Raw genomic sequence first — 13,144 nt, 5'->3', positions numbered from 1 at the left:
GTTACTGTTTTTCGGTCTCTTCCGAGACCGGTCGCTCACTCAACGTACTGACGAATGATCCTCCTGCCGAAGTGAATCCACCCCAACAGGAAAACCTTCCTTTAATACTAGCGTGAGACTTGATACTTTCGCTTTCCGGTAGACCCCGAAGGACCCACCGGCGCGTCTTGCATCAAGCGCCCACACTTATCGGCTGTTAATTTTTAAAGATCGATTACGCATTCACTACCGAACCAGCGCCCACTTCAACCACCCGGCACCGCTTCGTTCTGCGTCGCTGCATCAGCAGCAGAGAAACGAGATTATGAAGAACTTTCGCTACGTCGTCAACAGGTTTTTTAACTTTCTCAACCCACCCACTTCGCTGAAAGCCTTGCCACTGCTGGCTCTCCCGCCTCCCGTGCCCCGGTGTCCGAAGCACGAAAGAGCGAGATTCTAGCGAGCCACACAGCGCCTTGCAAGTGTTATTTTGACAAGCGTATTACCGATGCTTGAAAACCGGTTTGCGCTTCTCAACGAACGCAGCCATCCCTTCCTTCTGATCTTCAGTAGCGAAGAGCGAATGGAACAGGCGGCGCTCGAAATGCACGCCTTCCGCGAGCGTCGTTTCGTACGCACGGTTAACCGACTCCTTGATCATCATCACCGCCGGCAACGGGAATTCAGCGATCGTCGCGGCCGCGGCCATCGCTTCGTCAAGCAGGGAAGCAGCGGGAATCACCCGCGAGACTAATCCGGAACGTTCTGCCTCGGCAGCATCCATGAAGCGGGCGGTCAGGCAAAGGTCCATCGCTTTTGCCTTTGAGACGGCTCGCGGCAGTCGCTGCGTGCCGCCTGCTCCAGGCATGATGCCGAGCTTGATTTCCGGTTGGCCGAACTTCGCAGTGTCGGCGGCGAGAATAATGTCGCACATCATCGCCAACTCGCAACCGCCGCCAAGCGCGAAGCCAGCCACTGCGGCAATGATCGGCTTACGGATGGAGCGCACCGTTTCCCAGTTGCGGGTGATGTAGTCGCCTTTGTAGACGTCCATATAGGTATACGTCGCCATCATGCCGATGTCGGCTCCGGCGGCGAACGCTTTCTCGCTACCCGTCACCACGATCGCACCAATCGCTTCGTCGGCATCGAACTCGCGCAGCGCTGCCCCCAACTCGTCCATCAACGCGTCGTTCAGCGCGTTCAACGCCTTCGGGCGATTCAACGTGACCAAGCCGACCTTTCCCCGAGTCTCAACCAGGATGTTCTCGTAAACCATGACGCCTCCTAATGGTTAATGGCGCGCGAAAACGCTTCGCGCGGCCGTCCTAAAAATGCTACCATTCACCAACCAACCGGTCGGTCAATTATTCGACAGGCTTTTCCCAACGCACAGCCAAGCCCCTCTGCCATGACACATCCGCTATTCACCAAGCACGAAGACACGCTGCAAAAGGCACTCACCGCGATCGAAACGCGCGGCTACTGGAGTCCGTTCGTCGAGATGCCCAGTCCGAAAGTGTACGGGGAAACAGCTAGCGCAGACGGCGAAGCCGCATTCAAAGCGCATCTGAACAAGACGTTCGAATTGGACCAGCCTTCGACCGGAGAAACCGTCGGCGCTGAAGTCTCGCCGTTCGGGTTCCCGCTCGGCGTGCGCTATCCGAAGGCCGATCCTGACGCGTTGATCTCCGCGGCCGCCGTCGCGCAGCGTGATTGGCGCGCAGCCGGCCCCAGGGCATGGATCGGTGTATGCCTCGAAATCCTCGCGCGCGTTAATCGCGCCAGCTTCGAAATCGGCTACAGCGTGATGCACACAACCGGTCAGGCATTCATGATGGCGTTCCAGGCCGGCGGCCCGCATGCACAAGACCGTGCGCTCGAAGCGGTCGTATACGCGTGGGACCAATTACGCCGCATTCCTGCCGATGCCCACTGGGAAAAGCCGCAAGGCAAAAATCCGCCGCTCGCAATGCACAAGCGCTACACCGTTGTGCCGCGTGGCACCGGTCTTGTGCTCGGCTGCTGCACCTTCCCGACATGGAATGGCTACCCGGGCCTCTTCGCCGATCTGGCCACGGGCAACACGGTCATCGTCAAGCCGCATCCGGGCGCAATTCTGCCGCTCGCGCTGACCGTACGCATCGCACGTGATGTGCTGCGCGATGCCGGTTTCGATCCGAACGTCGTCACGTTGCTGGCCACAGAACCGAACGACGGCGCGCTCGTCCAGGACCTGGCCCTGCGCCCTGAAATCAAGCTCATCGACTTCACGGGCAGCACGCAAAACGGCACGTGGCTCGAGCGCAATGCGCATCAGGCTCAGGTCTACACCGAGAAAGCCGGCGTCAACCAGATCGTTATCGACTCGGTGGACGACATCAAAGCCGCCGCTCGCAACATCGCCTTCTCGCTTGCGCTGTACTCGGGCCAGATGTGCACCGCCCCGCAAAACATCTACGCCCCGCGCAACGGCATCCGCACCGCTGAAGGCACACTCGGTTTCGACGAAGTCGCCCGAGCTATAGCCGGCGCCGTGCAAAAACTGGTTGCAGACCCGGCGCGCGCCGTCGAACTGCTCGGTGCGATCCAGAACGAAGGCGTAACCCAACGTATCGACGAAGCCGCCAAGCTCGGGCGCGTTCTAGTAGAAAGCCAATCGCTCGAACATCCGGCTTTTGCCGGCGCTCGCGTGCGCACACCGCTCGTGCTCCAACTGGATGCCGCCACCGACCACGCACAGCTGACCAAAGAATGGTTCGGCCCGATCTCGTTCGTAATCGCGACGGATTCGACAGCGCAGTCGCTCGACCTTGCCGCCACAATCGCCGCCAAGCACGGCGCACTGACGCTGTCGGTCTACAGTACGGATGAAGCCGTGCTTGAAGAGGCGCACGAAGCATCGATCCGCGGCGGCGTAGCACTCTCGATCAATTTGACGGGCGGCGTATTCGTCAATCAGTCGGCGGCCTTCTCCGACTTCCACGGCACGGGCGCAAACCCGGCGGCAAATGCCGCGCTGGCCGACGCAGCCTTTGTCGCGAATCGCTTCCGCGTCGTTCAAAGTCGCGTTCATGTTGAACCGAAAGCGGCACCGGCGGTAGCTGGCTGAATGGCATAGGACAAGAGCACGGCTTTCGTCCTATGCCGTTTGGCCGAATAGACCGAGCCGTGCGCCCCAACTAACATGAGACATCGGATCGGCATGTCCCGCCGATCCGTCCCAGCAGGAACCCACATGAACGACGCCTTCATTTGCGACGCGATTCGCACTCCAATCGGCCGCTACGGCGGCGCCCTTAAGGATGTCCGCGCCGACGACCTCGGCGCCGTACCGATCAAGGCGCTGATCGAGCGCAACCCTGGCGTCGTCTGGCAAGCCCTCGACGACGTGATCTACGGCTGCGCCAATCAGGCCGGTGACGACAACCGCAACGTCGCCCGCATGTCGGCGTTGCTGGCCGGCTTGCCCACGGATGCATCCGGAACAACCATCAACCGGCTGTGCGGCTCGGGCATGGACGCGGTGGGCACGGCTGCTCGCGCCATCAAGGCTGGCGAAGCGCGGCTAATGATTGCAGGCGGTGTCGAAAGCATGACGCGCGCGCCGTTCGTGATGGGCAAGGCCAGCAGCGCGTTCTCGCGGCAGGCCGATATTTACGACACGACTATCGGCTGGCGCTTCATCAATCCGCTGATGAAGCGCCAATATGGCGTCGATTCGATGCCGGAGACGGCGGAAAACGTCGCCGTCGAGTTCGGCATCAGCCGTGCGGATCAGGACGCGTTTGCGCTGTCGAGCCAGCGAAAGGCAGCCCGCGCGCAGCGTGATGGCACTTTGGCCCAGGAAATCGTCGGTGTTGAAATTGCGCAGAAGAAAGGCGACCCCGTACTCGTAACGCTCGACGAGCATCCACGCGAAACGTCGCTCGAAAGCCTCGGCAAGCTCAAGGGCGTGGTCCGCCCCGACGGCAGCGTGACCGCCGGCAATGCATCGGGTGTGAACGACGGTGCATGCGCACTGCTGCTCGCGAATCGCGAAGCTGCCGATCAATACGGATTGCGTCGCCGTGCGCGCGTGGTGGGCATGGCAACGGCGGGCGTTGAACCGCGCATCATGGGCATTGGCCCGGCGCCGGCCACGCAAAAGCTGCTGAAGCAACTGAACATGACTCTCGACCAATTCGACGTGATCGAGTTGAACGAGGCCTTCGCATCGCAGGGATTGGCGGTCTTGCGCACGCTCGGTCTGCGCGACGACGATCCGCGCGTCAATCCGAATGGCGGAGCGATTGCGCTCGGCCACCCGCTCGGCGCATCCGGCGCGCGTTTGATCACCACTGCGCTTTATCAGCTGGAACGAATCAACGGCCGATTTGCGCTTTGCACGATGTGTATCGGCGTGGGCCAAGGCATCGCATTGGTGATCGAGCGGGTCTGAGACCAACGCCGCACCCACCGGTCAAAGAGACTTTGAGGAGACACCCAATGTCATATGAAGCGATTCGCGTCGACTTGGACGCATCGAGCCATGTAGCGACCATCACGCTGAACCGCCCGGACAAGCTCAACAGCTTTACGCGCGCGATGCACCAGGAATTAAGCTCGGCACTCGGCGAGGTTGAAGCGTCCGGCGCCCGCGCGCTCGTGCTGACCGGTGCAGGCCGCGGCTTCTGCGCAGGACAGGATCTGGCGGATCTCGACTTCACGCCGGGCGCGATGACCGATCTGGGCGAACTGGTCGACGCGCATTTCAATCCGCTGATTCGCCGCCTGCAAGCATTGCCATTGCCTGTGATTGCTGCGGTCAACGGCACGGCTGCCGGCGCAGGCGCCAATCTGGCGCTGGCTTGCGATCTCGTGCTTGCGGCGCGTTCGGCCAGCTTCATCCAGGCATTCGTGAAGATCGGCCTCGTGCCGGACTCGGGCGGCACCTGGTTCCTGCCGCAACGCGTCGGCATGGCACGCGCCTTGGGTCTCGCCATCACCGGCGACAAACTGAGCGCGGAGAAAGCCGAAAGCTGGGGGTTGATCTGGCAAACGGTTGATGACACCGAGTTGGCCACCACGGCAAGCAAACTCGCGGCACAACTGGCGCAGCAGCCCACGCGTGCCATCGCCGCGATCAAGCAGGCAATGCGCACGGGTGCAACGCAGACCCTGGATCAGCAACTCGATCTCGAACGCGATCTGCAACGCAAACTCGGTGCTTCCCACGATTATGCGGAGGGCGTGCAAGCCTTTGTGGAAAAACGCGCGCCGCGCTTCGAGGGTCGCTGACATGTCCGCACAACCGAACCACCCGACCCACATGACGCCCGACGAACTCGCCCGCGCAACCGCTGCCGCCATGTACGAAAACGACGCGTGCAGCCGGGCGCTTGGACTCGAAATCGTAGAAGTGCGCGCAGGTTACGCGCGTCTGCGCATGGCCGTGCGCGACGACTTCCTGAACGGTCATCAGATTTGCCACGGCGGCCTGATTTTCACGCTCGCTGATTCGACGTTCGCTTTCGCCTGTAACACGTACAACATCAACACAGTCGCAGCCGGCTGCTCAATCGAATTCCTGAGGCCGGTAAAAGGCGGCGACGTGTTGACGGCCGAAGCGGTCGAGCAAACGCTCAGCGGTCGCACCGGCATTTACGATATTCGCGTCACGAATCGCGCAGAAGAGACCGTGGCGATGTTTCGCGGCAAATCTGCGCAGATCAAAGGCAACCTGATTCCTACGGGCGATTGAGCGGCAGATTGAAAAGCAGGACCCCGGCACATTGGCAGCACCTACATAGATAGCAACGAGTCCCCGGTTTTGCGCGCAAGCGCACCGCACACCAGACTCAAGCATTGAGGCAGCAAGGAGACATTCGATGACCACCGCCCTCCCGCTCGATCCCATCGAGACAGCCAGCCGCGACGAACTCGCCGCGCTCCAACTCGAACGGCTCAAATGGTCGCTGAACCACGCTTATGAGAATTCGCCGGTCTATCGGCGCAAGTTCGATGAAGCCGGCGTCCACCCGAGCGAAGTGAAGACTCTCGCGGACCTGGCGCGCTTCCCCTTCACCACCAAGAAGGATCTGCGCGACAGCTACCCGTTCGGCATGTTCGCGGTGCCGCAGGAACAGATCTCGCGGATCCACGCGTCGTCCGGTACGACGGGCAAGCCGACGGTCGTCGGCTACACGGCGCGCGATATCGATACATGGGCAAATCTCGTCGCACGTTCGATCCGTGCCGCAGGCGCGAAACGCGGCGACAAGGTTCACGTGAGCTACGGCTACGGTTTGTTCACTGGCGGCCTGGGCGCACACTACGGTGCCGAGCGTGCAGGACTGACGGTAATCCCGTTCGGCGGTGGTCAGACTGAAAAGCAGGTGCAACTGATTCAGGACTTCCGGCCCGACATCATCATGGTGACGCCGAGCTACATGCTGTCGATCGCCGACGAACTCGAACGGCAAGGTATCGATCCGGCGAATTGCTCGCTGCGCCTCGGCATCTTCGGCGCGGAACCGTGGACCAACGACATGCGCCAGGCGATCGAAAAGCGCATGGGCATCGACGCGGTCGATATCTACGGCTTATCAGAAGTGATGGGACCTGGCGTCGCTTCGGAATGCGTCGAGACCAAAGACGGCCCGACCATCTGGGAAGATCATTTCTATCCCGAGATCATCGATCCCGAAACCGGCGAAGTGCTGCCGGATGGCGAACTCGGCGAACTGGTATTCACGTCGTTGACCAAGGAAGCGCTGCCGATCGTTCGATACCGGACGCGCGATTTGACGCGCCTCTTGCCGGGCAGCGCGCGCACCATGCGCCGGATGGAAAAGATCACGGGCCGTTCAGACGACATGATGATCGTTCGCGGCGTCAACGTGTTCCCGACGCAGATCGAAGAGTTGCTACTCAAACAACGCGCCCTGGCGCCGCACTATCAGATCGTGCTGACGAAGGAAGGCCCGCTCGATGTACTGACGTTGAATGTCGAGCCCTGCCCCGAATCGGCGCCGGATACTGCCGCGCTGACCACGGCAAAACAGGCGCTCACCTACGACATCAAGGCGCTGATCGGCGTGAGTGCGATCGTGAACGTGCTGGCTGTGAACGGCATCGAGCGTTCGGTCGGCAAAGCACGGCGGGTGGTGGACAAGCGGAAGTCGGGGCTCTAAGCGAAGCCGAAACGCCGAAGGTTGATACCAGATAACGGAGCTGATCAGCGTCAGCGCCGTTATCGAATATGCCGACCTTGCATACCCTCACGAATTCGGCAGCAACAACCACATCCGGCCGCCCTGCTTCATCTTGCCGGCCAGATCGCCGGCATCGTCGCCGAGGCCCCAGAAGTAGTCCGCGCGCACGCCGCCTTTAATCGCGGAACCCGTGTCCTGAGCAAAGACGAGACGATTCATCGGCGAATTTGTCAACGGACGCGTGGTCTGCAAGAACACCGGCGTCCCGAGCGGAATCGAAGTGGGATCCACCGCGATCGACCGCTCCGGCGTCAATGGCACACCCAGTGCACCGATTGGACCATCTGCCGCGCCGCTCGGCGCGCTCTCGCCCGACGGCATCTCGCGGAAAAACACGAAACGCGGATTCGTATCGAGCAACGCGTCGACCCGCGTGGGGTTGGCTCGCGCCCATGCCTTGATGCCTTGCATGGTCGCCTGCGCCGGCGTCAATTCGCCGCGATCGAGCAGCCACCGCCCAATCGACTTGTACGGCTGATTGTTCGTGCCACCAAATCCGACCCGCATCACGCTGCCGTCTTCCATCACGACGCGCCCGGAACCTTGCACTTGCAGGAAGAAGGCTTCGATCGGATCGTCGACCCACACGAGTTCATTGCCATTGAGCACGCCCGCGCGCTCGAGTTGCGCACGTGCCGGCAGTGGCGCACCCGCGCGATAACCGGATGGCCAGCGGTACAGCGCCGTTTGATACACGCCATGCCGCGTACGCGAACCGCGCAGCAACGGCTCGTAGTAGCCTGTGACGAGGCCGTCAAGCGTACCGTCGTTATTGGCTAGCTGGAACGGCGTGAAATACGCCTCGAAAAACGCTCGCGCGCCGGTGACGTCCAGATCGTCGATCTGCGAGGCCGCCGCGCATGCGCGGGCCCAGTTCGGTTGACGCGCAAGCCTCTGGCAGTTTTGCCGCAACGCAGCCGTTGCGCCGATCAGGGAATCGTCCTGCCACCCCGGCACCTGCTGCCAGGCCACGGCTGTCAGCCGCGTCGCGGCGATCTGTCCAGGTATGATCGCGGCACCCGTGGGCGGCGAAACCGAAGGCCGGATCGAGCCACCGCCACCGCAGGACGCCAGCATCACCGCGACCGAAAGCGCCCCGAGCCATGCTCCGGCCGTGCGGACAAAACGCATACAATGTTCGTTCTTGATGGAAACCGCCATGTCTGATCTGTTCGACGAATACCCGATGCTCATCTTCGCGCTGGAATCGCTCCTCGCGCTCTTCCTGCTCGTCTTTATCGTTGTCTGGACGTCGTCCGGCAAGAAAAAGGCCGCGCGCGCCGCCACCAATGAACAGCAAAAGCAGCAAAAATCTCAGTAAAGTTGCGCCGCAAAGCTTTTTAAAGACCGCGAGTCGCGCCCTCGGTTCAATGCAAAGTACGCGGCATACGCAGAATGAACTCGGGCACGGGTGCGTCGAAGCGCTCGCCGTCCTCCGCCACGCAGAAATAGTCGCCGCGCATGGTGCCGACCGGCGTGGCGATCACGGCCCAACTCGTATATTCGAAGTGCTCGCCCGGTTTGAGCAATGGCTGATGCCCGACCACGCCCAAGCCTTTTACTTCCTGGACATTGTTGTCGCTGTCGGTAATCACCCAGTGCCGCGCAATCAATTGCGCGGGCACCTGGCCGCTGTTACGGATAGTCAGCGTGTATGCAAACGCATACTGGCGGCGCTCCGGGTCCGACTCTTCGGGCAGAAACTGCACCTGCGCCGAGACGCTGAATTCGTACTGGCTCATCCTGATTCCGGTCTGGTGAAACGGGGTGTAAAAAATCGCGGAAAGCCCCGAACGCCAATGGTTTGCGGGCGCATTGGCAAAGCGGCGCTTATGGTTTGGCATTCTGCTTGATGCGCGGCACGCCCGCAACCGGACAAATCCCTCTGGCCGAGGGCCGCTAAGGCGTTTTGTCACTTTTGCCGCGCCTTTCCGGTGCCGGCCCCAAACCGACTGCGAGCCGGTTCGGAAGCGCACAAAACGGTAAAATGGCGTTTTCCCGCTTGCATCCGCCCCCGCCATGACGCAATTCCGCATCGCCCCCAGCATTCTGTCCGCCGATTTCGCCCGCCTTGGCGAAGAAGTCCGCAACGTTGTCGCCGCCGGCGCCGACTGGATTCACTTCGACGTGATGGACAACCATTACGTGCCGAACCTGACAATCGGCCCGCTCGTCTGCGAAGCGATCCGCCCGCACGTAGACGTGCCGATCGACGTGCACCTGATGGTGCGCCCGGTCGACCGCATCGTGCCGGACTTCGCCAAGGCCGGCGCGAATCTGATCAGCTTTCACCCGGAAGGCTCGGACCATATCGACCGCACGCTGTCACTGATTCGCGACCACGGCTGCAAGGCCGGCCTCGTGTTCAACCCGGCCACGTCGCTGAACCATCTGGACTACGTGATGGACAAGGTCGATCTGGTGCTGATCATGTCGGTGAATCCGGGCTTCGGCGGTCAATCGTTCATTCCTGAGGCGCTCGTCAAACTGCGCGAAGCGCGCAAGCGGATCGACGCCTACAAGGAAAAGACCGGCCGCGAGATTCATCTCGAAGTGGACGGCGGCGTGAAGGTCGATAACATCGCCGAAATCGCGGCGGCTGGCGCGGACACGTTCGTGGCGGGCTCAGCGATCTTCGGCGCGCCGGATCACAAGGCAGTGATCGACAAGATGCGCGCCGCACTCGCCAACATCGCGCACTGATATCCCGCACTAAAGATGACGACTCCGTTCCCTGCTCCGACCTTCACCGGCCCGCGCCTGCAAGCCGCGATCATCGACCTTGACGGCACGATGATCGATACCGCCGACGATTTCACCGCCGGTCTGAACGGCATGCTGGCGCAACTCGACGCGGCGGAAACCTCGCGCGAAGAGGTGGTCGGCTACATCGGCAAGGGCTCGGAGAATCTGATTCGTAGCGTGCTGGCTCAGCGCTTCGAAACGGACCACGCACAGGACCGTTTCGACGAGGCGCTCGCCATCTATCAGGCGGAATACGCAAAGATCAACGGCATACACACGCGACTGTACCCCGACGTCGAAGCAGGGCTCAGAGCGATGCGCGACGCCGGCCTCAAACTCGCCTGTGTAACCAACAAACCGCACCGTTTCGCGGTCGAATTGCTGGGGCAATACGGACTCAGCCAGTATTTCAGCGTCGTGCTCGGCGGCGACAGTCTGCCGAAAAAGAAACCTGATCCGCTGCCGATGCTCACCGCCGCGGCGCAGCTAGGCGTCCCGCCGCATGCCACGGTCGCGATCGGCGATTCGGAAAACGATGCGCTGGCGGGCCGCGCGGCGGGCATGGCAACGCTGACGCTGCCGTACGGCTACAACCACGGCCGAGCTATACAAGAAATAAAATCCGATGGTATAGTTGCCTCGCTGCTCGATGCCGCCAAGGCTATCGCAGCGCACCATTCCACGACTTGAAAAGTCCCTCATCCTCATGTTTCTGAATAAAAAACGGAGTCTGATTAGCATCGACCGGGGAGCCTGGCCCTGGCGTCGCTGGTCGCGCTAACCTCGCCTGAGGTACGCTGAAGCTCGTCTTCGGCAACCGTTTTTTACTTCGCTGCGCTCACGCGTTTTTTCCATCACCTTGTTTCGCTGCATCGGTTGATTCGGCCATCGTGTACCTGCAAAGTACCTCTGTGCGCTGAAACCCCTTGCGTGCGTCGGTGGAAAACTCGCGCCGGTCGGTATCATCGTGTCGAAACGTCGAACGAACGCCTGACCGGCCACGCAACGTCCCGCTTTGTCCGACGCATAGTGTCGTCTGACGTACGTACAGGATCGGAACATGACCGAACTCGAATTCCAGTCCCTCGCCAACGAGGGATTCAACCGCATTCCGCTGATCGCCGAAGCGCTCGCCGACCTCGAAACGCCGCTTTCGCTGTATCTGAAGCTCGCGCAGAGCGAACGCAACGGCGCCAACTCGTTCCTGCTGGAATCGGTAGTGGGCGGCGAACGCTTCGGCCGCTATTCGTTCATCGGCCTGCCGGCGCGCACGCTGCTGCGCACCCGTAACGGCGTGTCGGAAGTCGTACGGGACGGCAAAGTCGTCGAAACGCACGAGGGCGATCCGCTCGAGTTCATCCAGCAATTCCAGGGCCGCTTCAAAGTGGCGCAGCGCCCCGGTCTGCCGCGTTTCGCGGGCGGTCTGGCGGGCTACTTCGGCTACGACGCGGTGCGCTACATCGAGAAAAAGCTCGCGCACACCGCACCGAAAGACGATCTGAACCTGCCGGACATTCAGTTGCTGCTCACCGAAGAAGTCGCGGTGATCGACAACCTCGCTGGCAAGCTCTACCTGGTGGTGTACTCGGACCCAACGCAGCCCGAGGCGTACACAAAAGCCAAGCAGCGTCTGCGTGAATTGCGTCAGCGTTTGCGCTCGACCGTGCAACCGCCAGTCACGTCGGCCAGCGTGCGCACCGAGACTTACCGCGAGTTTGCGAAAGACGACTATCTGGCAGCGGTCCGCAAAGCGAAGGAATACATCGCGGCCGGCGAGCTGATGCAGGTGCAGGTCGGCCAGCGCCTGACCAAGCCGTATCGCGACAATCCGCTTTCGCTGTACCGCGCGCTGCGCTCGCTGAATCCGTCGCCGTATATGTATTACTACAACTTCGGCGACTTCCACGTAGTCGGTGCATCGCCGGAAATCCTGGTACGTCAGGAAAAACGTGGCGAAGATCGCATCGTGACGATCCGGCCGCTCGCCGGCACACGTCCGCGCGGCAACACGCCGGAACGCGATGCCGAGCTCGCCACCGAACTCCTGAACGATCCGAAGGAAATCGCCGAACACGTCATGCTGATCGACCTCGCCCGTAACGACGTAGGCCGGATTTCGCAGATCGGTTCGGTGGTCGTCACCGATCAGATGGTGATCGAAAAGTACTCGCACGTGCAGCACATCGTGAGCTCGGTCGAAGGCAAGCTGAAGCCCGGCACCACCAATTTCGACGTGCTGCGTGCCACCTTCCCGGCCGGCACGCTGTCCGGCGCACCGAAAGTACGCGCGATGGAACTGATCGACGAACTGGAACCGGTGAAGCGCGGCCTCTACGGCGGTGCGGTCGGCTATCTGTCGTTCACCGGCGAAATGGATATGGCGATCACGATCCGCACCGGCGTGATCCACAACGGCAATCTGTATGTGCAGGCGGCAGCGGGTGTAGTCGCGGATTCGGTGCCGGAATCCGAATGGCAAGAGACCGAGAACAAGGCGCGCGCTGTCCTGCGCGCCGCCGAGCAGGTTCAAGACGGCCTCGATAGCGACTTCTGACCGGAGACACACCATGCTGCTTATGATCGACAACTACGACTCGTTCACCTACAACCTGGTGCAGTACTTCGGCGAACTCGGCGAAGACGTGCTCACCTATCGCAACGACGAAATCACGCTGGACGAAATCGCGAAGCTCAACCCGGAGCGCATTTGCCTGTCGCCCGGCCCGAGCAATCCGCAACACGCCGGCATCACCCTCGACGTGCTGCGCGAATTCGCCGGCAAGACGCCGATTCTGGGCGTCTGCCTCGGCCATCAGGCGATCGGCGAAGCATTCGGCGGCCGCGTGGTGCGTGCGCAAACCATCATGCACGGCAAGGTGAGCACGATCGAAACCGACTGCAAAGGCGTGTTCGCCGACCTGCCGAAGCATTTCGTCGTGACCCGCTACCACTCGCTCGCGATCGAACGCGAATCGCTGCCGGACTGCCTGGAAGTGTCCGCATGGACCGAAGACGGCGAAATCATGGGCGTGCGTCACAAGGAACTGGCTGTGGAAGGCGTGCAGTTCCATCCGGAATCGATCCTGTCCGAACACGGCCACGCATTGCTCGAAAACTTCGTGAAGCAGTCGAAGACGGCCCACCGCAACGCTTAATGAAGAGAG

At 61.4% G+C, this 13,144-nt stretch carries 13 protein-coding genes; 10 read left to right on the top strand and 3 right to left on the bottom strand.

The window, feature by feature from the left end; genetic code table 11:
- Positions 1-481 precede the first annotated feature (481 nt).
- Positions 482-1,258 (bottom strand): enoyl-CoA hydratase, encoded by a 777-nt coding sequence (locus tag KHO31_RS23995; protein WP_201079433.1) that lies wholly within the window; start codon positions 1,256-1,258, stop codon positions 482-484.
- 132 nt (positions 1,259-1,390) lie between these two features.
- Between KHO31_RS23995 and paaN the strand changes: the two genes are divergently transcribed.
- The 5 genes from paaN to paaK all read left to right on the top strand — a co-directional run bounded on the left by paaN (position 1,391) and on the right by paaK (position 7,154).
- Entirely contained in the window at positions 1,391-3,091 is a 1,701-nt protein-coding gene (paaN, locus tag KHO31_RS23990) for a phenylacetic acid degradation protein PaaN (protein ID WP_211624253.1), read from the top strand.
- A 126-nt stretch (positions 3,092-3,217) separates the two neighbouring features.
- The gene (pcaF, locus tag KHO31_RS23985; protein WP_211624251.1) at positions 3,218-4,420 is read left to right on the top strand and encodes a 3-oxoadipyl-CoA thiolase; all 1,203 of its coding nucleotides are present in this window, start codon (positions 3,218-3,220) and stop codon (positions 4,418-4,420) included.
- Positions 4,421-4,467: 47 nt separating this feature from the next.
- Positions 4,468-5,259, top strand: coding sequence for a 2-(1,2-epoxy-1,2-dihydrophenyl)acetyl-CoA isomerase PaaG (gene paaG, locus KHO31_RS23980; RefSeq protein ID WP_201086113.1), 792 nt, complete (start codon positions 4,468-4,470; stop codon positions 5,257-5,259).
- Between the two features lies 1 nt (position 5,260).
- Positions 5,261-5,722 (top strand): hydroxyphenylacetyl-CoA thioesterase PaaI, encoded by a 462-nt coding sequence (gene paaI, locus KHO31_RS23975; RefSeq protein ID WP_201079442.1) that lies wholly within the window; start codon positions 5,261-5,263, stop codon positions 5,720-5,722.
- Positions 5,723-5,849: 127 nt separating this feature from the next.
- The gene (paaK, locus tag KHO31_RS23970; RefSeq protein ID WP_201079444.1) at positions 5,850-7,154 is read left to right on the top strand and encodes a phenylacetate--CoA ligase PaaK; all 1,305 of its coding nucleotides are present in this window, start codon (positions 5,850-5,852) and stop codon (positions 7,152-7,154) included.
- An 87-nt stretch (positions 7,155-7,241) separates the two neighbouring features.
- On the opposite strand, the gene mltA is transcribed toward paaK, so the two are convergent.
- Positions 7,242-8,366 carry a murein transglycosylase A gene (gene mltA / locus KHO31_RS23965; RefSeq protein WP_201079446.1) on the bottom strand — a complete coding sequence of 375 codons (1,125 nt, stop codon included), beginning with the start codon at positions 8,364-8,366 and terminating at the stop codon, positions 7,242-7,244.
- A 28-nt stretch (positions 8,367-8,394) separates the two neighbouring features.
- On the opposite strand from mltA, the gene KHO31_RS23960 reads away from it, so the two are divergent.
- Positions 8,395-8,556 (top strand): hypothetical protein, encoded by a 162-nt coding sequence (locus KHO31_RS23960; RefSeq protein ID WP_181448382.1) that lies wholly within the window; start codon positions 8,395-8,397, stop codon positions 8,554-8,556.
- A gap of 46 nt (positions 8,557-8,602) precedes the next feature.
- On the opposite strand, the gene apaG is transcribed toward KHO31_RS23960, so the two are convergent.
- Positions 8,603-8,977: a Co2+/Mg2+ efflux protein ApaG gene (gene apaG, locus KHO31_RS23955; protein ID WP_201079448.1), complete on the bottom strand. Its 375-nt coding sequence runs from the start codon at positions 8,975-8,977 to the stop codon at positions 8,603-8,605.
- A gap of 277 nt (positions 8,978-9,254) precedes the next feature.
- Here apaG and rpe point away from each other — a divergent pair, with 277 nt between their 5' ends.
- From rpe to KHO31_RS23935, 4 genes are all read left to right on the top strand, one after another.
- Positions 9,255-9,938, top strand: coding sequence for a ribulose-phosphate 3-epimerase (gene rpe, locus KHO31_RS23950; protein WP_201079450.1), 684 nt, complete (start codon positions 9,255-9,257; stop codon positions 9,936-9,938).
- 15 nt (positions 9,939-9,953) lie between these two features.
- Positions 9,954-10,670 carry a phosphoglycolate phosphatase gene (locus tag KHO31_RS23945; RefSeq protein ID WP_211624249.1) on the top strand — a complete coding sequence of 239 codons (717 nt, stop codon included), beginning with the start codon at positions 9,954-9,956 and terminating at the stop codon, positions 10,668-10,670.
- Positions 10,671-11,040: 370 nt separating this feature from the next.
- Positions 11,041-12,534, top strand: coding sequence for an anthranilate synthase component I (gene trpE, locus KHO31_RS23940; RefSeq protein WP_201079454.1), 1,494 nt, complete (start codon positions 11,041-11,043; stop codon positions 12,532-12,534).
- Positions 12,535-12,547: 13 nt separating this feature from the next.
- Complete coding sequence (locus tag KHO31_RS23935; protein ID WP_201079456.1) at positions 12,548-13,135, top strand: aminodeoxychorismate/anthranilate synthase component II; 588 nt, start codon at positions 12,548-12,550, stop codon at positions 13,133-13,135.
- Positions 13,136-13,144 lie beyond the last annotated feature (9 nt).

Source organism: Paraburkholderia domus (assembly GCF_905220705.1).
Classification (GTDB): Bacteria; Pseudomonadota; Gammaproteobacteria; order Burkholderiales; family Burkholderiaceae; genus Paraburkholderia; species Paraburkholderia domus.
Note: the sequence above shows the minus strand (reverse complement) of the source record. Positions and strands in the feature narration are given on the sequence as shown.